The following is a 24,751-nucleotide window of genomic DNA, read 5'->3' as shown; positions in this document are numbered from 1 at the left end:
CCGGCAGCCACTGGTCATCAGCCGGAACTTATCGTCTTTTTCAGAATATTCCAGATACTCCGGCATCACATTGCACTGCATACTGTTTCCACGTCTGTCCAGCATGCAAATAGACAGGGGCTGACGATCCCGCACTGCGGCAAGGATCATACGGAACCGCTGTATGTAGCCTGCATCCTCATAGGGATCCCCATCCCCATACCGGTCAAAGATCCGGTAATCCGCCGAGGTGAACAGGGGCTGCACATCCTCAAGGTCAGGGATCTCCAGTTCAAACAGCCTGGCTCTCGGATCCAGCAGCAGGGACTTCAGCCACCGCTTTTCCAGGCTTGTCAGCGGCAGCTCCGGTGCATGCTGCAATGGGGTGCTGCCGTCCGGGTGCAGCAACTGCCACCGTTCCTCCCGGATGGCTGATTCTATGGCAAGCGCACTTTCTCCAAATGCATGGGTTCGGATGATCCGGCGGATCTCCTCCTGTGTAACGGGATGACTGACCGCAGCGGACAGAATCCGACCCATGGTCCGATAATACGCCCCGTAGATCTCATGAAACAGCATCTGCATCCTCCAATCCGTACATCCGGTACATTCGGGCAAGATCACTCCGGAATTGATGCTCCAGCTGTTGATTGGAGCATTCCAGCCGGATGATCCGGCACAAGAACGTGCGGATCCAGGGCACCAGCTCGTAAGCGTCATACACATCAGCAGAAAACCGGCAGGTGTGATCGTCCAACCGTTCCACAGTACCGCATCGCTTTTCCCGTTCCAGTCGCTGTAAAATAAACGCCTCCCCATCCCCATACCGCAGGGTGAAGGAAATATGCTCCGTCCGGGCGCTGGCACCCTGCATACTGACCCCCCACATATGTTGCTGCATGGTCTCCAGCTGTACCCGCCGCTGTGCAAAATCCGCCGCCGGTTCCAAGGGACAAACTGACAGAATATAATCCAGCCGATAGCTTTGCATCCGCCTGATGCCGGGGCAATAGGCAGCCAGGTACTGCCTGCCGCTTTGCACACTGATAAGGATCCGCAGTGGCAGTACCCGCAGCCGGGATGCCTGTCCCCGGTGCCGATTCAGATTTTCAATTCTCACTTCCCGATGCTCCTGCATGGCACAGAGCAGCTGATACAGGATTTCGCTGTCCAGTGCCTGGGTGATGTAGTGATGCTTGAAGGCAAACAGATCCCGATGGGACATCTGTTCCTCCAGCAGGTAGGAGCCGATGACCCCACAGGGCAAAACCTCTGAGAAATAATCCAGTGCCTCGCTGCATGCAGGAACCGGATCCGGAGTCCGGAAGTACAATACGACCCTGCCCTGCTTTTGGGTATGCAAAACGCCTGCCTCCGCATATTCCTTCAGCTTCTTGCGGACAGTGGATTCATCAAACACCCGGGGCATTTCAAAGCCGGAAAGATAGTCCTGATCGATCCGCCGGGTGATCTCTCCCAGGGACAAGCCCTGTTCCGGGTCGTGGAGCAAATCCAACAGGATAAAATGCAGGGTCATATCCCCATCCGTAAAGCTCCGTGCCTTCCATGCCTTATACAATGGGTTGTGCCGGGACAGACGGCTGTCAATGGATAAAAACACATTCTTCCCCTCCGGTGTCTGCCGGAAACCCATATAGTCCCCCAACCAGCTTTCCACCCGGCGGCGCTCATCGTCATAGGAACGGGCGCTTTTTCGCTTGTACTCCTCCCGGCTTTTAAAGCCGTATACATAGAACTCCCGCATATAGTCCCGGATTCGGTTAAAGTTTTTGATCAACTCATTGTAAGCCATGCCTTCCTCCTGTCCAATGGGTCTTGTAACAAAAATACCGCCCGACGATGGGCGGTATTTGCATGCATCAAACAGCTATGCTGCCTTCAAAAAATCATGCGGATTTTGCGGATCGATGTCTAAATATTTTCCTGAAAAAGGGAATCGTGACCTCCAGCAGAGCGCAGTACTTGTCTGTCAGCACGATCACCATGGACTCCTTATAGCGAGGCACCCGTGTAGGGGTCATAGGCCACATATGCTTGAGAATGATGTCCTTTTCTCTGGTAGATAGTGTAAACAACTGAGACGCCTCACTGCACGCCATCTGGGGGTGGCGCTTGTTATGAAACGCCTCGCCGCTTTTGCGGATGTATTCCTTTCGGTTATAAAAGAACAGGTCGTGAAGCATGCCTGCTCTGGCAGCCGACCGTGCATCCCACCCAAACCGCTTACAGAAAATATAGTTATAATATGCCACATTCAAGCTGTGTTGAAACCTGGTTGTCTGTACATGATGCCGAAATTGCTTCAGATTCTGTACCGTTTCATTTTCCAGAAGATCAGAGATCATATCGTAAAACGGCAGCAGCTCCAGATCCTTTTTGGAACCGATCGCTTGAAGCATAGCCTCGCATCCTTTCTTTGTATATCAACTATACACAGTATACCGCAGCAAACCGGAAAAATCAATCCCCAATTCACGGAAATCGTGTTGTCTTACTTTTTCAGCATCTGCTTGAGCCGCTCCATAGCCTCAATGGTCTTGTCCTTGTCGCCGAAGGAGGTGAGCCGGAACCAGCCTGCGCCGTTCTTGCCGAAGCCCTCGCCGGGAGTACCCACTACCTCGATCTCGTGGAGGAGGCAGTCAAAGAATTCCCAGCTGCCCATGCCGTTGGGGCACTGGAGCCAGATATAGGGGGAATTGATGCCGCCGGTGTAGGGAATCCGCAGTTCGTCCAGAGTCTGTGCGATCACACGGGCATTTTCCTGATAGTAGCTCAGATTCTCCTTAATCTGATGCAAACCAAGCTCCGAGAATACAGCAGCCGCTGCACACTGTACCGGATAGGACACGCCGTTGAACTTGGTTGCCTCCCGTCGATACCACAGCTGATAGATATTCTTACCGTCCCGTTCCAGCTCCTTGGGGATCACCGTGTAGCCGCAGCGTGTACCGGTAAATCCGGCAGTCTTGGAAAGGCTGCACATTTCGATGGCACAGGTGCGTGCCCCCTCAATGGCAAAAATGCTCCGGGGCACATCATCCTGGGTAATGAAAGCCTCATATGCTGCATCGTAGAAGATAACAGCGTCATTTTCGTTGGCATAGTCCACCCAGGCCTTCAGCTGCTCCGTGGTGTATGCCGCACCGGTGGGGTTATTGGGGGAGCAAAGGTAGATCATATCTGCATGCACGGAAGGATCCGGCAGGGCGCAGAATCCGTTTTCCGGAGTAGCGTCTGCGTAGATGATCTTTCTGCCGCTCATGATATTGGCGTCCACATAAACCGGGTAAACCGGATCTGTCACCAGAACAATGTTGTCCTTGGAGAAGATATCCCCCATATTGCCTGCATCGCTCTTGGCGCCATCGTTGACCATGATCTCATCCGGATCCACCGTCACGCCGAACCGCTTGTAATAGCCGGAAATTGCCTCTCGCAGGAATTCATAGCCCTCATAATCCGGATAGCCCTTGAAGGTCTCCTTGCAGCCCAGCTCATCGCAGCCTTTTTTCATAGCCTCAACCACAACCGGTGCCAGAGGCAAGGTCACATCCCCGATGCCAAGCCGGATCAGATGATTGTCCGGATGCTCTGCTACATACCGATTGACCCGTTTTGCAATTTCCGCAAACAGGTAGTTGGGAACAAGATTGTCAAAATTCTGATTTACCTTTGCCATATTGGTACTCCTTTATTATAAATTGATTTCGCCTTGAAATACTTCCTCCGCAGGCCCGGTCATCATAACCGTACCGTCTGCCTGATAGGTGATGGTCAGGTCGCCGCCCCGGAGCTTCACAAGAATTGGCTCTCCCTGGGGGCAATAGCCGTTCAGCACTGCTGCCACTGTGGTCGCACATGCTCCCGTTCCACAGGCAAGCGTCTCGCCACTGCCCCGCTCCCACACCCGCATTTGCAGCGTATGGTCGTCTATAACCCTTACAAATTCTGTATTGACCCGATCTGGGAAAATAGCGTGATGCTCAAACAGAGGCCCCAGCTTCTCCAGATCCAGATCCTCCACCCGGTCACAGAACACAACGGCATGGGGATTCCCCACGGACACACAGGTCAGCCGCTCCAACCGATCTCCCACCTGCACCGGCTTTGCCACAAACGGCTCCTGGGAATCGCTCTCCACCGGAATCTCCCGGGGCGTCAGGATCGCCTTACCCATATCCACCGTCACAGAGGTCACTTGATCCCCTGTACAGTGCAGTTCCAGGTACTTGATACCGGAATTAGTTTCCAGGGTAATGTGGGTCTTGTTGGTCAGCCCGTGTTCATACACATACTTGCCGATGCAGCGTGTACCGTTGCCGCACATCATGGCTTCGGAGCCGTCCGCATTGAAAATGCGCATTTTAAAGTCTGCGATCTGGGAGGGCATAATGAGAATCAATCCGTCTCCGCCAATGCCGAAGCGCCTGTCGCTGAGCCGGACAGAAAGCTGCTCCGGATTCACAACCTGCTCCTCAAAGCAGTTGACGTATATGTAATCGTTGCCGATCCCCTGCATTTTCGTAAACTTCATAGCAGCCTCCTTGAAACAGGCAATACCCCGGTGTTGCCTTTATTATATAATAGATATGCGAAAAAAGCAAGCCATTTGCATCTTTCTTCAGACAATGCCGTTGTTCCAGCGCTTGATGGATGTGCCGCTGAAGGTGTAGCCGTCCACCTGGATGCTGTCTCCCTCCAGATCACTCCGGTAAAACCAGGGATCCTTCGGGCGCTTGGGGTTCCCCACAATGTGAAAATCCTGAGCAGGCATTGCGCCCCCTGCCAGCAGATAGCAGCACTCCCCCTCCGAATTCTCCGCCACGTCCACCACCATGACCACATGACCGGGAGTGCCGCCATTCAAAAGCAGATCCCCCGGTTGGAGCTTATCCAGCTGGATCGCACTGCATTCTCCGTCCAATGACTTGGTGCCTGCGTAGCGCATGACTGCATGCAGATAGGCACGGAAGCTGTCATAATTGTTGGTATCCGCTGACAGCTTCCACATAGAGGCATAGTTTCCGAACGCCACAAGCCGGTTCCCTGCCCGCCAGTCCGTATATTTTACCTCCAGCCCGTTGGTCAGATGAAAACTGATCTTCTGCTCCTGACCGGTCTGGTAGTAGTACTCGCTGATGACCCGGATCACGCTGTCTGCACATTGCTGCAGGTCTCCGCCGCCCAGATCAAAATCATATACAGTCTCATTCCCATCCGTGATGGTTTCCCCGTTGTACGCTTTCACCGGTGTGCCAGCAGGCTTCAACCGGATCCTGCGCAGAAAATCCAGAAATCCATCCTCCTTGGCATCCAACCGGTTAAATCCATCCGGAGGCAGAATCCGGGTGCGAACGCAGTTGCCGCTGCTGTCAATGAAGGGGTCCGGATTCGTGTCCGTGCCGGTGTATGCTTCCTGGCACAGGGCAATGGGCTGATACACCCCCTTGGGATACGTTACGCCGGTACGCTTCAAGAACCAGCGTGTGCCGGCAAATAAACCGACAAGAATGGCTGTGGCAATCACTGCCGCCCGGATGCGTTTGTGTATCTTTCTTTTGTTCTCTTTGATCTCCATATTGTTCTCCTTCCGGAATCAGTTCCCGGAACCGCCTATGGTCGCCTGTACCGTTACCACAAAGCCGCCAATATTATCCCCGGAAACGGTGTAGGAGTCGCTTTTCGGCACAGGCACCTCTGTGGTATTGCCCTGCACCGCCGGTACATAATAAACCTCATAATAGGTTCCGTTCACTGTAATCGCCGCCGGATTGCCGGAGGGGGTATAATCCCGGATCCATTCCAGGTATTCCTCCAGGCAAAGGTTATTCTGCTTCATCAAGGCAGCATGCGGAGCACCCACAAAGCGGTAATGCCAGGTATTCTCCTCCACTCCGGTTTTGGATTTCTTGTCAGCAGGATAACGCTGTACAAAGCCATACTGGGCACAGTTGGAAACGATCCAGCTATACTTGTCCGTGCCGGTGAACCTGCCGATGCCGTCATCCTTCAGCAGGGACATATCCACGCAATAGCCGGTCTTTCGCTCCGGAATATCCGTATCATACATGCCGCCGGCATAGTTTTCATGGGTCGAATACAGCATGACATTTTTCAGTCCGGTGGCCTGGCTGAATGCGGCAAACATATCGTTCAGCGGTGTCAACAGATCGCTGTTTACCATCAAACCAAAGTTTTTCAGCCGGAAGCTGTCGTTCTTCGTGCCGCTGAAGGAGGACAGATCACTGCCGGAGCCAGTGTAGGGATGCTCCTGATTCACTAGGATCAGCGGTCCGGCACCCACTTCTGTATAGGGCTTGCTGACCGTGGTGTATCGTTCTGTATCATAGCTGCCTGCGGAGGAACTGTCGTCCGTACCGGCAGGCTCTGTGGCATCTCCTGTCTGAACCGGATCCGTCACCGAATCCACCGGATCCGAAAAGGAACTGTTGTTTCCTTCCAGTTGGATATCCGGCTGCTTGTGAAACAGCTGCAACAGGGAGCGTCTTATAAAATCCACGCCAAAAATCAATAAAATAATCAGAGCCAGTGCGACTGCCAGTCGTCCGAAATCAAAATGTCTGTTCATAGCTTTTTCTCATCCACTCATTCATCATGATATGCTTTGTTCCTGGTTCCTTCTGTTCCGTGTCCCGGGGATCCGATTCTCTCTGTCCGGTCTGCTTGTCCGGGTCAATCCTGCTCCGGGTTTTGCTCCGAAGTGCCGCACAGCAGATCATAAAGCTTCTGGGTATCCTGTGTGGGTGCATTCTTTTCCTCGCCTCCGGCCACCACCACAATGTATGTGTCGCTTCCCTGCTCTGCAAAGGATGCCAGACAGTAGCCTGCCTGATCGGTGAACCCGGTTTTGCCGCCCTGGAATTTCACTTGCTCCGGTTGATAATCCTGCATCCGCAGCTCCACCACGCTTCGGATCTCCATACCGTTGGGATGCACAGAATTCCGGGAAGTTGTATATACAGAGGTGGACAGGATCTCCCGGCAGGTTGCATTCTCCAGCGTTTTCTCCAGCAACAGAGCAATGTCCCGGGCAGTGCTGTAATGCTCGTCATCATGCAGACCGCTGGCATTTACAAAATGGGTATCAAACATACCCAGATCCTGTGCCCTGCGGTTCATATGCTTTGCAAAGGATGCTTCGTCCCCGTCCACCACTTCTGCCAGTGCCGCTGTTGCATCTCCACCGGAGGACAGGATCGAGCCATACAGCAGATCCGCAAAGGTCACCGTTTCCTCCGGTTCAAAGCCCACCCGGGATGCTCCCTGCGCAATCAGGGGATCCAGCATGTCCTTATCAAACACATAGGGGGTATCCATCGCTATTCCGGACTCGCATGCCAGCAGCAGGGTCATCAGCTTGGTCATGGATGCGGGATACATTCTTTCCTGCCCGTTCTTTTCCGCCAGAACCCGATCCTCTGTCACATTCCACACATAAGCAAACCGGCTGTCGATTTCGTCCGTCAATTCCAATGGAACCGATTCCTCCGGCTCTGTGGAAGCAGCCTCAGTCTCTGCCATCCAAGTCTCCGTTGTCGCCGCAGCCGTACTGCTGAGGGATACCCCGGCAGGTATATCCTGCTGCCGCATGACGATCATATAGGCCGCTGCGCCGATCAGCAGCACATCCGCCAGCAAAAATGCCGCCAGACCGACCTTCCCACGCTTGTTCTTTTGTTCTTCCATACTGCACCTCATATATGTTCTATTTTATTATACTTCTGCCGAAATGTCAAGATTTCCGGCAGGATTCCTGCTATAAACAGTATACCGGAAGAAGGAGAAATTATTGCATGCAGTATGAAAAAACGTCCGGATCCTCCGCATTTTTCGACGGTCAGGCTACCAGGGTTCAAAACTGGTTATGATGCACCGGGAGCCAAGCACACAGACCGTACATTTCCTTGTCAAGATCCGCTGCGTATAGGCTGTGCTCCGGTACAGCGATCCATCCTCGATCCGCACGGTGTATTGCCAGTATAGACCCCGTTTCGTATATCTCTTTTCTGTTTCTGCGGCAAGGATCCCCCTGTGCATCGTGCCTTTGGAAAGCACGATCCTTCTGATACAGGCATACCACAGCCAATCAAGAAAAAACAGCATGGCAATAATCAATACAAACAGGAGCAGCACGATCCCAAAGCCGGACAGCCAGGATTGTTTGAAGCCGTCGGCAAGGGTGTCCCCCATAAACACGCCCCTGACGGTGTAGAACAGGAAGATCAGCAATGCAGCAGCACCCTGGAGCTTTGCAGCCAACAGGTTTTCATCATGAACTGTTTCGTACCGCTGCTTTTTCCGCTTTGTCATGCACCCAATCCCTCATTTCCGGCATTCCCATGCTCCACCCGAATCACAGACTGCTGAGAAAAGTCCGATACCGGAAGAATCTGCTCCCGAAGCAATGCCTGCATAGCAGCCGGCAGATCGGAAACATGGATCGGATCGGTTGGTGCTGATCGCAAGGTATAATAGCTTTGCAGGACGCAGATGTTTTCCATTGACCGGGATCCGTCATCCGCATCGTAATAGAAAAAACCCTTTCCGGAAAAACCCTGTGCTACTCTGACCGGCAACGGGTTCTTTTTTGACGGAACAAAATGCAACACCGTCTCCGAATTGGCAGGCAGTTCATCGGACAGCTCCACCAATCGCTCCTGCTTTTCCTGATCTGCACACACAAAATCCGGCACGATTCCCGTACCACCGCTGCAGAACACAGCCACCTGCCCCAGGGCGTCCAGCCCGTACCATTCTACATCCAGTGCACACAAGGCCTCCGGAGAAATTCCAGCCATGTCTCTACTTCCCTTTCATACAGCAAAAGCCGCCTTTGACACAGAGCATCAAAAGCGGCTGAAGCCATTTTATTGTTGATTAGAATGCGAAACTGCCGGCAGAATCATTGATCACATAGTAAACCATGCTCTCCTCCGGCTTCAGGTATACAGCCACGCTCTTGATCTCGCTCTTCTTGCCGCCTGCGGCGATCCAGGCTTCCTTGGCGCGCTCAATGAGCAGAGCCGGGGTTGCTTCCTTCTGGTTGAACTGGATGAATACCTTTTCTTCGATCTTCTTTGCAGCCGGCTTCTTCGCAGCTGCCTTCTTTACGGTTTCCTTTACAGCAGCCTTTGCAGTTTCAGCAGCCTCTACTGCAACTGCCTTTGTATCTGCTGCCAGAACCTTTGCATCCTTCTTCAGTGTTTCCTTCTTGATAGTCATAACGATACCTCCAATTACTTATTTACAGCGTCTTTCAACGCTTTTCCCGCCTTAAACACAGGTGCCTTGCAAGCGGGTGCGGTCAGCTTCTCCTTGGTTCGGGGATTGATGCAGATTTTCTCCTTGCGTTCACGCACCTCAAAGGTACCAAAACCAATCAGAGAAATCTTCTCACCCGCAGCGAGCTTCTCGGTGATCGTGCTGAGGACAACCTGCAGCGCACGCTCCGCATCCTTCTTGCTGGAACCGGCTGATGCCGCAATGGCGTCAATCAAATCTGCCTTGGTCATGTGCAATTCCTCCTTGTGATGATTTTATACTGTCATTATAATACGAAAAACCTCAACTGTCAAATTATTTACAGCGATTTTGGGGCTTTCATCAAAAATTCCAGTTTCCAGGCTCCGGAATTGTCTGTTTTACCGATTCCGAGCCCAATATTTCGGGCATTTCCGCCCCTTCCACCCCTGCCATCTTGACAGTAGAACCGGGAATCTGTATAATAGCAGTAACAGAAAGAGAAGGAGGATGCAGCATGCATCATAAGCAAATCCGAGCACTCCTCATTGCCCTGACGGTACTCACCGCCGGGCTGACTGCCGTAAACGGTCTTACAGATCCTTTCCGATTGGCAGAACGCAAACACGCTTCTGTACAGCTGAATCAGACTGACGAGCTGCGGGCACCCTTGTTCAGTATCCAGAGCGGATGCTACCCAACTGAGCAGAAGCTGATGATCCAGACAGAGACCAAAGGTGCCACGGTGCATTATACCCTGGATGGCAGCACTCCCACTCCCCAGTCTCCGGAATTCACCCAGGTGCTCACTCTGAAAGATCGATCCCCGGAACCCAATACCCTCTCAAAGATCGGCGACATTTCTCCAAACGGCAACTTTGTCCCGGAGGAACTGGTGAATAAGGGTACCGTAGTCAAGGCAATTACGGTGGATCAGAACGGCAGCTGCAGCGACGTGATCACCCATTCCTATTTTATCGGTCTGGATTACGGCAGTCTGCCGGTGATCTCCCTGTCCACGGATCAGGCAAATCTGTTCGATGATGCCACCGGCATTTACCGTCTGGGAGACAGCTATAAAGCTTGGCGGCAGGATCCGGAAAACGCATCCGCAGAGATCTGGGAGGCGGAGGGAAACTACTCCCAGAAGGGCAGAGAGTGGGAGCGTCCCGTATGCTTTGAGCTGATTGAGCCGGACGGCGGCACCTTTACCCAGCAGCTGGGCATGCGGATCATGGGTGCCGCCTCCCGTTCCTATACCCAGAAAAGCTTCCGGCTGTATGCCCGGGAGGAATACGGGGAGAAGAAGCTGCATTATCAGTTAATCCCCGGAAACAACAAGGAAACGGACCCGACCGCACCGGTGGATACCTACAAAACTTTTTTGCTGCGCAACGGCGGCAATGACCTGGACTATGCGAAATTCCGGGACAATCTGATCCAGCAGCTGTTTGCAGACCGAGATATCGCCACACAAAGCGCCCGTCCTGCCATTGTATTCATCAACGGCGAATACTGGGGCATCTATGCCATCCAGGAGGACTACTCCGAGCATTATCTGGCAGAACATTTTGATGTGGACAAGGATCAGGTGATCCTGATCAAGCGTGGGGAGCTGGAGGAAGGAACAGAGGACGATCAGCAGATTTATGCATCCTTTGCCACCTGGATCCGGGATACGGACTTCTCTGATGCGAGCAATTATGAAAAGCTGTGTCAGCAGATGGATGTGCAAAGCTTTATTGATGAATACTGCGTTACCATTCTCACTGCCGGGGAGGATAGTCTGACGGAGGACAACAACTGGCGGATCTGGCGCACCCGGGATACGGATCCCTCCAACCCCTATGCAGACGGCAAGTGGCGCTGGATGCTGTATGACACCGAATATTCCCTGGGACTGTATGCCGGGGACAAGGGCGGAAACTTTGCGTTGGATACCCTGGCGGCAGCACTAAAGGCGGACAGCTTCAATGCCGGCCTGCTGCAAAAACTGCTGGAGAACGAAGCCTTCCGGCAACAGTTTGTGCTGACTCTACAAGACCTGGTCAATGAATCGTTCAACTCCGCCCGCACCACTGCCCTGCTGGCAGAGTATGAAACCCTGTATGCCCCCTACATGCCTGCGCAATTCAATCGGTTCGGTCCGGACTGGGTGGTACAGTGGATGAAGCCCTACGACAAATACTTTCGGGATCAGGTAAACCAGATCCGACAGTTTTTCAAGCTGCGCCCCTCTCAGATCCCCGATTTTCTGCAAAAGGATCTGAATCTGTCCCAGGAACGGGGGACGCTGACCCTGACTGTCAATGATGCAGCCCTTGGTACGGTACAGGTCAACACACTGAAGCAGCTGGATCTTTCCGGAACCTGGTGCGGTACATACTTTGCAGACTACCCCATTACTCTGACCGCTGTACCGGCACCGGGCGCCTCCTTTACCGGCTGGAGCGGAGATGCATCCAACACAGCACCTACCATCACCCTCACCATGAACCAGGCTATGAGCATTCAGGCAAATTTTGATTTAGGGTAACACCAGCCAGTTAGCAAGCCCCTGATACCCGTCCCGTATGCTCCATCCCAGGACAAACCGGGGGATGTACGCCTCCACATAAGTAAGCAGCGGCGGAGACATGATCGATTCGTACCGGCGGTGAAAAGCTGCCTGCAAGGATGGGACATCCGGCTTTGGCATGCCAAGCAACTGACTTCGCTCCGTAAACAGCACCTGCAAAGGAGCAGCATCCCCGTCAGCAGTTGATTGACCAGCAGTTCTGCTGCGCTGATGTGCAGATCCTCCGGCTCACAGTGATAGCTCCGGGCATATCCTGCAAACAATGTCGCCAACGCAGAAGCAGGAACCATCCGGCACAGCTGATTTTCCAGCAGCAGGCAGGAATAATAAGTATCCACGAACCACACCCCCTCCTCCAGCAGTGCATACGCCTGCCGCCCAAGGAGGGGGTAATCGATACCCATGCAGTCGTTTCGTGGATCAAACCGGGCGGAATATCCCTTGCAAAAACGATCAAAAGCATGCTCCATGGCATACTGATAGGCACCGATGGGCAGGCGGCACCGGATGGCATAGGCTTGCCGGAAAATCTCTTTGCAACGGGTAAAGGCATCCAGTATGCATTCCATGCCCCGATGGCAGATTTCTTCCATGTTCCCCTGCTGCAGCAAATGAATCCCCTCCAAAAGGGGCAGTCGGCTCAGGTATGCATCACACCGGAACAAAACCGCATCATACAATTGCCGGGCAGTGATACGGGGTATGGTACTGCTTGCCCGCTTTGTGTATTCCGCCGCCGTTTCCGCAAATATCCGATCCAGCCCCAAACGGATTCTTCCGCACTGGGTATCATCCAGCAAGCCATTTTCCCGGCACACTCCCAGCAGGGAAAGCGTATAGCTCCTGGGATCCAGAGCATCCGGCTCCACCGGAACAGCACATTGCGGTTCAAGCATCCCGATCCGCCCCCATTCCCCCTGCTGCACGGTCATGCACCTGTCGGTAAAAATACTCCAGTTCCCGACTTTGCAGCAGCTCCAGACTGCCGCCGCAGCGATGCTCAAACCAGGCAAACAGCAGCTGCACCAGCTCCTCATCCCCGATCAGCTCCAGGCTTTCCTCCTTGGCAGTGTAGAAAATGTCCAACAATTGGAGCAGAGTGGACGCATACTCCTGCTGAGACAGATAGCTGCTCCGGCAAAAAGTTTCCGCCAACAGTGCGGCTGCACTGCCCCCCAACCGGATCCGCTCCCCATCCCGGCACAGAACAGACTCCGCATGCACCAACTCCCCGGCCTGCTGTTCTGACAGCTGTAATCCGTACTGACGGGCTGTCTGGTTCGTATCCAGCAGCAGTTGCTTGTCAACATCGTCAGGATAAGCCTTTGGTAAAAATGCCTCTAAATTCATAAAATGTCTCAAAATTTTTATCTGTTTTTGCTATTGACAAAATCAAATAATCGTGGTATGATGAATATATATTACATAATTATCATACCACATCGGTTCAGATACGTCAAGCGGCTCCGGCAAATTTCTGCCGGAGCCGCTTTATTTTTAGGATGCTTTAGGGAATTTAAGCATCCTTTTCATCATAGCATGCAAATACTGCATCCACCGCTTTCTGGTCGCAGGGCTTTGCAAACATGCTGACGATGGGTACGAGCACGATGGACAGAACCATCAGAATCGCACCTACGTTAATGGGAGATGCCAGGTTGAACGGGCAGGATGCCGCTGCCTTGACAAGACCCGGGAAGGATTTTGAAAAGAAAGAGAACACGCACATATGGAACACGGTACCGCCGATGCCCACCACAAAACTGGTCCAGACTGCCGCTTTGGTCACCTTCTTGGAGAACAAGCCCCACATAAACGGGCCAAGAAATGCACCTGCCAGAGCACCCCAGGAGTAGGACATGAGGGTGGAGATGGAAGTGGTCTTGTTAAATGCGATCAGCACAGAAATCAGCAGGAATCCGCCGATCAGCACACGCATGATGGTCACTTCCTTCTTATCAGTCATGGATTTCTTCATTGCCGGCTTGATCATGTCGATCGTCAAGGTAGAGCTGGAGGTCAACACCAGGGAGGACAGGGTGGACATGGATGCGGAAAGCACCAGAACCACCACCAGACCGATCAGCAGATCCGGCAGCGCAGTTTGCAGCACCGCAGGGATCATTGCGTCAAACTCCGGCTTACCGTTGGAAAGGGTTGCGATCAACGTCTTGCCGCTGGTATCCGCTGCATCCGTGGTGCAGAACAAGCGATCAAAGCCCCCCAGCAGATAGGATCCACCTGCTACGATCAAAGCAAAGACAGTGGAGATCACGGTACCCTTTTTCACAGCGTCCTGATCCTTGATTGCGTAGAACTTATGTACCATCTGGGGCAGTCCCCAGGTACCCAGAGAAGTCAGAATCACCACGCCCAGCAGATTGATTGGATCCGGACCAAACAGAGTGTTCAGCGTGCCAGCCTTGGCACCGTTGGTGTCGATCTGCTTCAATCCCTCCAGTGCAGTCGAAAAGCCGCCTTGATTGTGAATCACACAGTATACCACAGCTGCAATGCCCACCAGCATGACAATGCCCTGTACAAAGTCATTGATGGCAGTTGCAGCATAGCCCCCCAGGATCACATAGATTGCTGTCAGCACAGCCATTGCCACAATAATCAGCATATAGGAAGCATCGGAGGTCAAGTTGAACGCCATGGCGAACAAACGGGACAAACCATTGTAGACGGATGCCGTATAGGGAATCAGGAATACGAACACGATGGCTGCTGATGCCAGCTTCAGGCTTTTGGACTGAAACCGGTTTTCAAAGAATTCCGGCATGGTTTTGGAGCCAAGGTGCTTGGTCATGATCCGGGTACGTTTTCCCAGGACGATCCAGGCAAGCAAACTGCCAATGACAGCATTGCCCACCCCGATCCAGGCAGCGGACACACCGTAATTCCAGCCAAATTGACCGGCATAGCCGATGAATACCACTGCGGAAAAATAGGAAGTACCGTATGCAAAAGCGGTGAGCCAGGAGCCGGCTGTTCTGCCGCCCAAAACAAAGTCGCTGACGGATTTGGTTTTCCGACTGGTGTAAAAACCGATTCCGAGCATGATAATGATGTAAACAACAATCATCCCGATTGTACAAGCGAGTGTCATGAAAAGAACCTCCTTTTTTGCTTTAAACAGTTGCGCTTTAAATTACGAAAGTTATTATAGCAGAATCCATCGAATTTGTCAATAACTTTTTCAAAGGCGAAATTATTTTTATTTTTTGCATTTTCCCCATAGAAAAACCGTGCAAAGCATACTCTGCACGGTTGAAATTTCTTATCCATTGTCCGGCGCACTGATCATGCAGGTGGGCACATAAGAAAACCTCTCTTTCAGACGGTTGATCGTATCCCGGGTAAAATTCTTCCCCTCCAGGATCAAATTTTGCAAATGATTCAGCTGCGTCAGAGATTCCGCATGATACAACTCCCCCTCTGAGCATACATACAGATTCCGCAGCTGGGTCATAGATGCCAGCAGGGACAGATCCGTCAGCCCCATGCCATCCAGCTCCAGTGCATGAAGCTGCTTGAGGGCTGCCAGATCCCGAAAATCAAAGGGGGCAGGATCCTCCGTTGCGCAAATGGACAGCATCCGCAGCTGTTCGCAGTCCCGGAGCAGATACAAATCAAATGCCGCCGTGTCGATCAGGGACAGGGTATCCAGATGATCCATCCCTCCCAGCACGGAAAGATCCCCGAACTGCCGGATATCACACAAACTCAGCATGGTCACGTTGGGAAAAGCATACAAGAAGGACGGATCTGACAGAGTTTCCCCTGCAATGGTCAGATCCGCAAGCTGGACGTAAGAACCGGTATCCTGTACCTGAGTCAGATCGCATCGTCCCAATTCCAATTCCTTCAGATTTGGGCAAAGTCGTAAAAATGCAAAGGACTTGATCTGTAAACCCGTCAGAGACAATTCCGTCAGTCCCTCCAGCCATGCCGGATCCAGCTCCCGCTTTCCAAACAGGCGGCGGAATATTCCCCGCTCCTGTTCCTGCATTTTGTAAAGTTGACGAAACAACTCTTTGTCCTGTATATCCGGGTGCTCCCAGGTGATCATAGTCCGCTCCTTAATCCCGCCAGCGTTTCCGGAACGCCAGACAGGTCATATTTTCTGCCTTTTTGAATTGCTTTGTAAAATAGCTTTGATCGTGGAAGCCGCAAAGCTCCGCAATCTCATCAATGGACTTATCCGTAAACCGCAGCAGCCGCTTGGCATAGTTGATACGCATCGCAATAATATGCTGAAAGATGGTTTCCCCGTAAGCCTTTTTGAATTCCCGTGCCAGATAATACTTGCTGATGTAGAATTTCTGAGACAGCTCATCCAGGGTGATATCCGTACAGAACCGTTCATTGAGATATGTAAGAATGATCTGCAGCTTGGCACGCAGAGCATTGTCCTCTGACCGAATGCTCCGGAAGGTCAGCAACTGGGTCAGCAGATGTACCAGCAGTTCGGAAGTCAGAATCTCCGTTTCCGCCGTTTTTTCCTCATTGATGCGCATCAGTTCCTGTAACACATCAATGAATTTGGCTGTGGAGGCAGGGCAGAATACCACATCGTTCTGGGCGGAAAACAGCTCAAAATAAGGCTCTGAGGAGCAGCCATTAAAGTGAACCCACATGACCTCCCAGGGGGTGTCGCCGCTGCTATGATAGGAATGGGACTGGCGGCAGTCGATAAAAAAACATTCGCCCTTTGTCAGCGTGTAATTGGCTTCCCCATAATGCAGCACGCCCTTGCCGCCAAGCACGATTGCAAACAAAAAGGACTGGAGGTTTGTCCGTTTTGTATTATGCTTCTGACAGGTTTTCAGATAACCGGTCTCCTGCAGATAGAAAAAGCATTTCTTTGCCATAGTGCTTGGAGTGCTGATGATCCGCACATCCTCCTCGGCAAATCCATGCGCCTCGGTGTTTTCCTGTAGCATGCTGTTTCACCCCGTCCATCAATCCCGGCGAATCCGGGTACCCTTTTTGCGCTTGTCCCGTACCAATCCCCGAATTGGCTTTGTCCGCTTGGGATAGATCCGGGTAAAGTAAATGCAAACGCCCAGATACAGCGCCGTCAGCACAATGGAAAGAATCAGCGCAGTTTTCATCCATTTGGAATGCCTGAATTCCCGGGCAGCAGACAAATTGAACCGGACAAAGGATTGCTCCACATCACTGGTGGCGATCAGATCCACCTTTTTCAGAGTCTCTCCCCCGAACCGAAGCTCAATACTGCCCAGTACCTGTCCCTTCTGTACCGGAGCCTTTACGCTATCCTCCTTGACCACGATCCGCTGCACCACGCTGCGATCCACCGTATCCGGCCAGAGCATCACCAGTTCCTCCCGGGGCTTGAGAATCACATAGTTGTTTTCGTTCTTGGCATTTTCCACCGGGATCTCGGCAATCTCCTCGTTCAGGCTCAGGATCTCCTCATAATTAAAATGGCCGAACGCCCAATCCAGCACTGCTGCTGCATCCTGTAAATGATAATAGGTATTCTCCTTGTTCTCATTATAGATCGGGGACTGCATCAGAATCACCAGATAGTGATGTCCATCCCGTGCAGCATCCACCATAATATTCCTGCCGTATTCCTGTAAGGTGGCAGTTTTCAACCCAGCGGCACCCTTATAATAAAACCGGCTTTCCTCATCCATCATAATATTGGCATGGCTCCAGGTCAGCGTGCCGCTCTGGTGATTTTCCTGGGTGCGGATCTGGGGCGAATAGCTTGACGTCCGGGCGATCTCCAGCACCTTGGAGGCATGCTCCTGGATATACTGCATCATCAGCAGCATGTCTTCAGCCGTGGTTACCTGGTTTTCATTATATCTGCCGTCCGGATTGGTAAAATGAGTATTTTTCATACCGATCTCTTCTGCTTTCAGATTCATCATCGCTACAAAACCCGGCACGCTGCCATGCCCGATTTCATCTGCGATCACGACGGACGCCTCACAGGAGGAGGTCAGCAGCATGGCATATAGCAATTCCTCCAGGGTAAACACATCCCCCCGGTAGATCTCCCCATACCGCAGGTCGCTTGGATAGCTGTAATCCACAAAGGCATCAAACAGGGAGCCCTTGACCGTCACCTGGGTACCTGCAAGATCCTGGTTGTTCTCCACGCAGATCAGCGCAGTCATCAGATTCACCAGAGCGCCGGGCATCATTTTCTCGTCCGGATTTTTGGCGTACAGTACCTCCTTGGTATCCGTGCTGTACAAAATCGCCGCCTTGCTCTGCAGATCAAAGGTGGGTGTAAACATAGCGGATGCACGCAGACCCGGCAGGCATATATGCAATGCTGTCACACAGCAGATCAACAAAACAGCTGTATTTTTTAACGAATTGATCCAACGCATATTGGTTCCCTCACTCTATTTCAAATCCGGTTTCAGATGTTGTCTTTTTATTATACCAAATTTTTAAGCGTTCGACTAGTCTTTTTCGAGAAAATTTCAAAAAATATATTTACCCCGGACAAAAAATATGCTATACTGTCCAATGGAACAAAAACCGATCGAATCAGCAAGTAGGAGGCACATATCCGTGATCTATGTAACCGGTGATATGCACGGCGATTTTTCCCGTTTTAAGGATTCCCCGCTCAAAAAGCTGAAGGCAGGCGACACGCTGCTGGTGTGCGGAGATTTCGGCTTTATCTGGGACGGCTCCCGGCTGGAGCAGAAGCTTTTAAAGAAAATCGGCAATCTGAAATACAATGTAGCATTTGTGGACGGCTGTCATGAAAATTTCGACCTGCTGGAGGAATACGACGTTACCGAATGGAACGGAGGGCAGGTGCATCACATCTGCGGCAATCTGTATCATCTGATGCGTGGCGAGATTTACGAGATTGAGGGCGAACGGATCTTTGCCTTTGGCGGCGGACACAGCGGCGATTTTGACATCCGCCGGGATACGGACAACTGGTGGGAGCGGGAACAGCCCAGCTATGATGAAATCATGCATGCGGTGGAAACACTGGGCAATGCGGACAATGCGGTGGATTTTATCATCACCCATGAGCCTCCTGCGTCCTTAAAGGACTGCCTGAACGTGGACACCTCCCAGCGGCTGGAGGTGCATACATTCTTTGAGGACATCATCAAAGTCTGCACCTTCCGCAAATGGTATTTCGGCAAATGCCACATGAACAAGCGGATTCCCTTGAAGTTTTATGCCATCTTTGATGAGGTACACTGTCTGAACGAACCAGATTAGGGAGTGTTGACACTAAGATAATATGCAGATTTTCGAGCATAAATTTTACGTAGACAAGGCAAAAAGTCGCAGGCAGGCTGTCGCCTGTCAAGACTTTTTAACGCAGAATGCGTGAAATTTTGCCGAAAAGATGCGTTGTTAGGCTTAGTGTCAACACGACCTAGTCTGGCAGAATCCACGACACGGCTTGACGAACAGCCGAATTTATGGTATAATGAAAAGAGGCGGGGAAATGCACTCCCCGCCTGTTCATTTTTTCAGACAATGCCGTGCAGAGCTTGTACGGTACTGTCAGCAGCAATCCCCAAAACGAAAGGACACAACATGCAATTTAACGAACTCGCACTTTCCCAGCCCCTATTGGACGCAGTCGCACAAATGGGTTTTACAGAAATGACAGAGATCCAGGAAAAAAGCATTCCGCTGATGATGCAGGGAATAGATCTGATCGGCAGATCAAACACCGGCACCGGCAAGACTGCCGCATTCGGCATTCCGGCAGTGGAATCCATCTCTCAGGAGGATCCCCGCTCGGTTCAGGTTCTGATCCTCTGCCCCACCCGTGAGCTTGCCATGCAGGCATGCGAGGAACTGAAAAAGCTTTCCCGGTTCATGTCCTGGGTACGACCCTGTGCCATATATGGGGGCGCCAGCATGGATCGGCAGATTGGTGATCTGAAACGTGGTGCAAACATTGTAGTGGGCACACCGGGACGGGTTATGGATCACATGAACCGGCGCACCCTCAAGCTGCAGAATCTGAAAACCGTGATCCTGGACGAGGCAGATGAAATGCTCAACATGGGCTTCCGGGAGGACATTGAGACCATCCTGTCCGGAGTGCCTGAAGAACGGCAGACTGTACTGTTTTCCGCTACCATGCCCCCGGAAATTATGGCAATCACAAAACAGTTCCAGAAGGATCCGACAGTCATCAAAATCGCCGCAAAGCACCGGACTGTGGATACTATTGAGCAATACTATTACGAGACTGCCATGGGCAGAAAGACGGATGCACTCCGGCTGCTGCTGTTGGCATACGAACCCAAATCCGCTATGGTGTTCTGTAACACCAAGCGCACGGTGGATGAGCTGACAGAGGCACTTTGCGACAAGGGCATCCAGGCGGCAGGGCTTCACGGAGATATGAAGCAGATGCAGCGCACCCAGGTGATGAACGCATTCAAAAGCGGCAGGATCGGTGTTCTGGTGGCAACGGATGTGGCTGCCCGGGGCATTGACGTAAACGGCATCGACCTGGTGTTCAACTACGATCTGCCCCAGGACAACGAGTACTATATCCACCGCATCGGCAGAACCGGCAGAGCAGGCAAATCCGGCACCGCCCTGACCCTGGTCAGCGGCAGGCGGCAGGTGTTCGCCCTGCGGGATATTGCAAAGTATACCAAAGCGGAAATCATCCAGAAGGCACTGCCCACCCGGGCGGATCTTGCAGCAAAGAAAACCCAGCAGCTGCATGACGCAGTGGCACAGGCATGCGCCGAACAACCGTCTTCCAGAGCAGAGGAACTGCTGAACCGGCTGATGGAGGAGGGATATACCGCACAGCAGATCGCCCAGGTATTGCTGGAGGAAAAACTGTCCGCATCCTTACAGAGCATTCCCGAATTTGACGCACCCCAGCCCATCCGCCGGGAAGGCAAGCGTGGCAGAAGCGCCGTTACCACTGCAAAGGTGGATATCAACATTGGCAGACAGCAGCGCATTGCGCCCAATTTCATTCTGGGCGCTCTGGTAGATGCCACCGGCCTTTCCGGCAAGGACTTCGGCAAAATTGATATCTTCGACCAGCACACTACTGTGGAAGTACCGGAAGCGGAAATGGATTTTGTCATTGATTCTCTGAACGCCGGCAAGATCAACGGGCACCAGGTCACCGTCAAGCGCTACGAGGGCAAGGAAACCGGCAGCCGCAGCGACTTCCGGGGTAAGTCCCGGAATGACGGCTTCAACCGCCGTCCCCGGGGCAGGAATACAGACCGGCGAAACGAGCATAAAAAGCAATCCAGACGATTCTACGGATAATGCGAAAGGAAGAGCGTATGAAAGCCAAGAAAAATCAGCAGCCGCCCAAGAAGCCCATGGGAATGCGTATTTTTATTCTTGTACTGGCAGGGATTCTCCTGCTGTCTTTTGTGATTTTCCCGTTGATCAATATGTTCTGATCCGCAAAGCAAATACCCCACAAAGCGTTTCCGCATGCTCCGTGGGGTATCTTATTTTTCACTACGGTTCAAAGTAATACCGCACAAAAGCACGCTCCAGATCATCCCGGAACCCCAGAGAACGGTAAAAGCCCTGTGCGGACGCATTTTCCTGCAGGCAGGTGAACACGATTTCCAGGCACTGCTCTGCTTCACAGATCCGGCATAGCTCTGCAAAAAGCGCTTTTCCAATACCCCGGCTCCGGTATGCCGGATCCACGCACACATACCAGATGGTCGCCATGGGCCGCATGCCGTCAAACACCGTGTGAAAGAAATGCAGGGTGGCATAGGTCACGACCCTGCCGTCCAGTTTTCCCACTACCAGTCGGTAACTGGGATCCCGGCTGCACAGAGCGAAAGTCTGCTCCACCTCCTCCAGTGGCACGGACTCGAAAAAGCTCTGCATGCACAGCGCATAGCAGGCGGCAAGATCCTCCCGCTGCAAAGGTTCAAAGGTCAGTTCCATTCAACAAGCTCCTCTCCTTTAGCAGTGTAGCATGCGGGCATCCATTTGTCAAGAATCTGTAAAAAGTTTGCCCTAGCAGGCTTTCCCACTTGAAAAGCCCGGCGACGTATGTTATACTACATATGTATTGATCTCAGAAACAGGAGGTTATCACTATGAGCCGAATCAAACAGATTTTATGTGTATCCGCTGTCCTGGGTGCCGCATGCTTTGCGGTGGCAGCAGGCAGTCTTTCCGCTTCCGCCGCAACAAAAGAAGACGTAATCGCCGCCGCACGGGCTGCCGGCTTTCCGGAGGTCTATGTGCAGGCAGGCATCAACAAGCTGAACGAGGAGGAGTATACCTCAGAGGATTATGACTCCTTCATCGCCGCACTGCACACCTATGAGGATGAGATCTGGGAAAAGATCAACCAGCAGTTCGGTACTGTCACCACTGCCCCAGAAAACGGAGGACCTTCCACCACCGTCACCACCACTGCTCCCGTGCAAACCGAGGAATCCGGCAGTGTCGTCACCACCACAAAGCAAAAGCCCTTTATCAATATGACGCTGGAGGAAAAGGTGGCATACGTCCAGTCCCTGCCGGAGGAAGAACGGGCAAAGTTCATGGCATCCCTGTCCAACACCGAAAAGAACAGCATCATCAAGCAGCTGAGCCTGAACGATAAAACCGACATCATCAACAAGCTGATTGAAACCGGCAAGACCATGGGCTTTTACTTTACTGTGGATGATCTGGAGGATGACAAGCTGACCATTTCCGCCCGGGATGAGGAGGGCAAGCTGATCGATGTCTCCTCCATGGGCGTTGTGGTGGACGATACCGGCATCTCCCATACAGGGCTGATCTCCGGCTTGCTGACCGGGGTTGCCGCAGCCGGTGCCGGACTCTATCTGATCGGCAGAAAGCTTGGAAAGGAACAGCATGAATAAGACAGAACAACCGGAGCATCCGACAAGGAAATCCAGAACAGGACTGATCGCTGATATCTGCACCCCCCTGCTGCTTCTGGTGCTGTGCGGTGCCATTACGGCAGTAGCAGCCATCAAGCCCTACGAAAAGCTCCAGACCTATCTGAACATTGCCTTTATGGACAATTTCAAAAATTCCGATCCCCAGGCAGGGCTGCTCATCAAGAATAATCAGATCAATACGGAGCATCAGGGGCAGACCTATACCGAGGGCAAAATTCTGGTGCCTGCATTCGGCGAACAGTACGCCACTCTGAGCTGCGACTCCATTTCCCTGAATGTGCCCGTATACTGGGGTACCACCGCCGCTCTGCTGGAGCGGGGCGCCTGCCAGGCAACCAGCTCCGTTGTCCTGGGCAATCCCGGCAATGTGGTTATTGATGCACACGTCAACACCTTTTTTGCACACCTGGATCAGATGTCTGTCGGGGATACGGTGGTGCTGTATACCCAGTACGGCAGATTCACCTATGAGGTTTCCGAAACCGTCACCTTTCAAAAGACGGACAAGCGGTATGTAATCCCCACAGAGGATGACAGGCTGACCCTGTATACCTGTATCAACAACGTATTCGGCTCCTCGGACGACCGGTATGCGGTGATCTGCAAGCTGACGGAACGTGCATTCTATCAGGAAACGGAGGGGCAGAATCCATGAAGGCATCCGGCAAATACTTCGCAAACATTGTTATAACCATTCTGCTGGTGTTCAGCCTGCTGGCAGCGGAGGGCACTTTGTTTGTCCGGCTGTATGCAAGTAAGGCGGACACCTGCCTGTCGGTCATGGAGGAACAGGACCTCAGCGACCGGATCTACACGTCCCTGGAGGCACGGTTTACGGAACAGGTTTCCACCAGCGGCATCCCCGCTCAGGTATACATGGATGCCCTCACCCGGGAGCAGCTGGACTCCGGCGTCCGGGCAAGCGTCACCTCCGCATATGCTTATCTGCACGGCACCTCCGACAGCTACGCCTTTGAAATGGATCTATCCTCCCTGGAAGCAAGTATCCGTCAGTTTTTCAGCGATTATGCTGACCAGATCCAGTACCCCAAGGATGAGACCTATGAAAAAAAAGTCAATGCGGCTGTGGACAACGCCAAAAAGCAGGTGCTCCAGACCGTGGATGTGTTCCGGTTTTCCACGCTGGAATCCGCCGGTCTGCTGTCCAAAATCCGACGGGTCATGCCCTGGCTGAATCCGGCTATGGCTGCATCTGCTGCCGTGGTATGCGTTCTGTTGGGGCTGCTGGCATGGATCAACCGGAAACGCCCCCTCCGGATCCTGTACTGGAGTGGATGCAGTCTGACGGTTGCCAGTTGCATTGCGCTGATCCCCTTGATCTACGTCAAGGCAACGGATTATTTTGCTGCATTCACCATTAAGACCACTCAGATTTATGCGGCAGTGACCGGCATGCTGAACCGAATGACCGATGCCTGCCTGCTGCTGGAGGGCATCATGCTGGGCTGCGGCATACTCTGTCTGGCGGCATATACGATTGGAGCCTGCCGCACATCCAGGCAATAAGATAACCCAGAAGATCCTGTGAAAGCAGGATCTTCTTTTTTTGCCGCAAATCACTTGTTATTCCAGCCGGATTATGCTATAATAATATGTATATAGGTAACACCGCACAATGATTGCGTGGTGTAGACTGTAAGATCTGCCCGTGTGAATCGGGGGAACGGAGCGTATTATGAGAGAGTTCATTATTTCCGCAGAAGCCTTCTGCGATATGGATCCGGCATACATGCAGCAGCAGCATGTGAATCTGATGGGAGCGGTATACGCTCTGTCCGATGACGAGTATCAGGAAAATACACCCAACTGTCTTGATCCCAAAACCTTTTATGACCGGCTGCGCAAGGGAGAAATGCCCCGCACTTCGCAGGTCAGCGTGGAACAAGCCAGAGCCTCCTTCGAGGAGATCGTCCGCAGCGGCAAGGATGTGCTGCACATTTCCTTTTCCTCTGCGCTGAGCGGCACCTGCCAGTCCTGC

General features: G+C 52.4%; 26 protein-coding genes and 1 pseudogene. 8 read left to right on the top strand and 19 right to left on the bottom strand.

All coding sequences use genetic code 11. The features are described 5' to 3' along the window. The 12 genes and pseudogenes from QVO51_RS07975 to QVO51_RS07920 all read right to left on the bottom strand — a co-directional run. Positions 1-558: pseudogene (locus QVO51_RS07975) on the bottom strand (WYL domain-containing protein); the annotation flags it as partial. Then, entirely contained in the window at positions 545-1,792 is a 1,248-nt protein-coding gene (locus QVO51_RS07970; protein ID WP_022357965.1) for a WYL domain-containing protein, read from the bottom strand. The pseudogene QVO51_RS07975 and the gene QVO51_RS07970, both read right to left, overlap by 14 nt. 94 nt (positions 1,793-1,886) lie before the next feature. After that, on the bottom strand, positions 1,887-2,399 hold the full coding sequence (locus QVO51_RS07965) for an HD domain-containing protein (protein WP_022357964.1): 513 nt from the start codon (positions 2,397-2,399) through the stop codon (positions 1,887-1,889). Positions 2,400-2,491: 92 nt separating this feature from the next. Continuing rightward, positions 2,492-3,679 (bottom strand): LL-diaminopimelate aminotransferase, encoded by a 1,188-nt coding sequence (locus tag QVO51_RS07960; protein ID WP_022357963.1) that lies wholly within the window; start codon positions 3,677-3,679, stop codon positions 2,492-2,494. Between the two features lie 15 nt (positions 3,680-3,694). Then, a complete protein-coding gene (dapF, locus tag QVO51_RS07955; RefSeq protein ID WP_015558798.1) occupies positions 3,695-4,534 on the bottom strand; it encodes a diaminopimelate epimerase in 840 nt (279 codons plus the stop codon). An 87-nt stretch (positions 4,535-4,621) separates the two neighbouring features. Beyond that, entirely contained in the window at positions 4,622-5,578 is a 957-nt protein-coding gene (locus QVO51_RS07950) for a DUF4846 domain-containing protein (RefSeq protein WP_022357962.1), read from the bottom strand. An 18-nt stretch (positions 5,579-5,596) separates the two neighbouring features. Continuing rightward, on the bottom strand, positions 5,597-6,589 hold the full coding sequence (locus QVO51_RS07945) for a M15 family metallopeptidase (protein ID WP_022357961.1): 993 nt from the start codon (positions 6,587-6,589) through the stop codon (positions 5,597-5,599). Positions 6,590-6,693: 104 nt separating this feature from the next. Next, positions 6,694-7,707, bottom strand: a complete 1,014-nt coding sequence (locus QVO51_RS07940; RefSeq protein WP_015558795.1) for a D-alanyl-D-alanine carboxypeptidase family protein — start codon at positions 7,705-7,707, stop codon at positions 6,694-6,696. A 156-nt stretch (positions 7,708-7,863) separates the two neighbouring features. Beyond that, entirely contained in the window at positions 7,864-8,331 is a 468-nt protein-coding gene (locus QVO51_RS07935) for a hypothetical protein (RefSeq protein ID WP_022357960.1), read from the bottom strand. Continuing rightward, a complete protein-coding gene (locus QVO51_RS07930; protein WP_022357959.1) occupies positions 8,328-8,819 on the bottom strand; it encodes a hypothetical protein in 492 nt (163 codons plus the stop codon). The genes QVO51_RS07935 and QVO51_RS07930 overlap by 4 nt, the downstream gene beginning before the upstream one ends. Before the next feature lie 79 nt (positions 8,820-8,898). Then, positions 8,899-9,243: a DUF6465 family protein gene (locus QVO51_RS07925; RefSeq protein WP_015558792.1), complete on the bottom strand. Its 345-nt coding sequence runs from the start codon at positions 9,241-9,243 to the stop codon at positions 8,899-8,901. 14 nt (positions 9,244-9,257) lie between these two features. Continuing rightward, complete coding sequence (locus QVO51_RS07920) at positions 9,258-9,533, bottom strand: HU family DNA-binding protein (RefSeq protein ID WP_022357958.1); 276 nt, start codon at positions 9,531-9,533, stop codon at positions 9,258-9,260. A gap of 245 nt (positions 9,534-9,778) precedes the next feature. On the opposite strand from QVO51_RS07920, the gene QVO51_RS07915 reads away from it, so the two are divergent. Continuing rightward, entirely contained in the window at positions 9,779-11,797 is a 2,019-nt protein-coding gene (locus QVO51_RS07915) for a CotH kinase family protein (protein WP_022357957.1), read from the top strand. On the opposite strand, the gene QVO51_RS07910 is transcribed toward QVO51_RS07915, so the two are convergent. From QVO51_RS07910 to QVO51_RS07885, 6 genes are all read right to left on the bottom strand, one after another. Continuing rightward, complete coding sequence (locus QVO51_RS07910) at positions 11,773-12,735, bottom strand: DUF6179 domain-containing protein (protein WP_022357956.1); 963 nt, start codon at positions 12,733-12,735, stop codon at positions 11,773-11,775. The genes QVO51_RS07915 and QVO51_RS07910 overlap by 25 nt on opposite strands. Then, a complete protein-coding gene (locus QVO51_RS07905; RefSeq protein WP_022357955.1) occupies positions 12,728-13,189 on the bottom strand; it encodes a DUF6323 family protein in 462 nt (153 codons plus the stop codon). The genes QVO51_RS07910 and QVO51_RS07905 overlap by 8 nt, the downstream gene beginning before the upstream one ends. A 166-nt stretch (positions 13,190-13,355) precedes the next feature. Beyond that, the gene (locus QVO51_RS07900; RefSeq protein ID WP_022357954.1) at positions 13,356-14,951 is read right to left on the bottom strand and encodes a sodium:solute symporter family protein; all 1,596 of its coding nucleotides are present in this window, start codon (positions 14,949-14,951) and stop codon (positions 13,356-13,358) included. Positions 14,952-15,122: 171 nt separating this feature from the next. Then, positions 15,123-15,914, bottom strand: a complete 792-nt coding sequence (locus tag QVO51_RS07895) for a leucine-rich repeat domain-containing protein (protein ID WP_022357953.1) — start codon at positions 15,912-15,914, stop codon at positions 15,123-15,125. Between the two features lie 10 nt (positions 15,915-15,924). Next, positions 15,925-16,788, bottom strand: a complete 864-nt coding sequence (locus QVO51_RS07890; RefSeq protein ID WP_022357952.1) for a helix-turn-helix transcriptional regulator — start codon at positions 16,786-16,788, stop codon at positions 15,925-15,927. An 18-nt stretch (positions 16,789-16,806) separates the two neighbouring features. Beyond that, positions 16,807-18,123, bottom strand: coding sequence for a D-alanyl-D-alanine carboxypeptidase family protein (locus tag QVO51_RS07885; protein ID WP_288168022.1), 1,317 nt, complete (start codon positions 18,121-18,123; stop codon positions 16,807-16,809). A 283-nt stretch (positions 18,124-18,406) separates the two neighbouring features. Between QVO51_RS07885 and QVO51_RS07880 the strand changes: the two genes are divergently transcribed. The 3 genes from QVO51_RS07880 (at position 18,407) to QVO51_RS07870 (ending at position 21,267) form a co-directional block, all read left to right on the top strand. Further along, a complete protein-coding gene (locus QVO51_RS07880; protein WP_022357950.1) occupies positions 18,407-19,081 on the top strand; it encodes a metallophosphoesterase family protein in 675 nt (224 codons plus the stop codon). Between the two features lie 324 nt (positions 19,082-19,405). Next, complete coding sequence (locus QVO51_RS07875; protein ID WP_022357949.1) at positions 19,406-21,127, top strand: DEAD/DEAH box helicase; 1,722 nt, start codon at positions 19,406-19,408, stop codon at positions 21,125-21,127. A 17-nt stretch (positions 21,128-21,144) separates the two neighbouring features. Then, positions 21,145-21,267 (top strand): hypothetical protein, encoded by a 123-nt coding sequence (locus tag QVO51_RS07870; RefSeq protein WP_276747343.1) that lies wholly within the window; start codon positions 21,145-21,147, stop codon positions 21,265-21,267. A gap of 61 nt (positions 21,268-21,328) precedes the next feature. Here QVO51_RS07870 and QVO51_RS07865 read toward each other — a convergent pair whose 3' ends face one another. After that, positions 21,329-21,775 (bottom strand): GNAT family N-acetyltransferase, encoded by a 447-nt coding sequence (locus QVO51_RS07865; protein WP_022357947.1) that lies wholly within the window; start codon positions 21,773-21,775, stop codon positions 21,329-21,331. Positions 21,776-21,930: 155 nt separating this feature from the next. On the opposite strand from QVO51_RS07865, the gene QVO51_RS07860 reads away from it, so the two are divergent. The 4 genes from QVO51_RS07860 to QVO51_RS07845 form a co-directional block, all read left to right on the top strand. Next, entirely contained in the window at positions 21,931-22,710 is a 780-nt protein-coding gene (locus QVO51_RS07860; protein ID WP_022357946.1) for a hypothetical protein, read from the top strand. Continuing rightward, positions 22,703-23,407, top strand: a complete 705-nt coding sequence (locus QVO51_RS07855) for a class D sortase (RefSeq protein ID WP_022357945.1) — start codon at positions 22,703-22,705, stop codon at positions 23,405-23,407. The genes QVO51_RS07860 and QVO51_RS07855 overlap by 8 nt, the downstream gene beginning before the upstream one ends. Next, positions 23,404-24,279, top strand: a complete 876-nt coding sequence (locus QVO51_RS07850; RefSeq protein WP_022357944.1) for a hypothetical protein — start codon at positions 23,404-23,406, stop codon at positions 24,277-24,279. The genes QVO51_RS07855 and QVO51_RS07850 overlap by 4 nt, the downstream gene beginning before the upstream one ends. A 169-nt stretch (positions 24,280-24,448) precedes the next feature. After that, positions 24,449-24,751, top strand: a 303-nt coding sequence (locus QVO51_RS07845) for a DegV family protein (protein WP_288168021.1), incomplete at its 3' end; no start/stop codon positions are given.

It is taken from the genome of Ruminococcus sp. CAG:379 (assembly GCF_000434255.1).
In the GTDB taxonomy this organism is placed as follows: Bacteria; Bacillota; Clostridia; order Oscillospirales; family Ruminococcaceae; genus Ruminococcus_F; species Ruminococcus_F champanellensis.
Note: the sequence above shows the minus strand (reverse complement) of the source record. Positions and strands in the feature narration are given on the sequence as shown.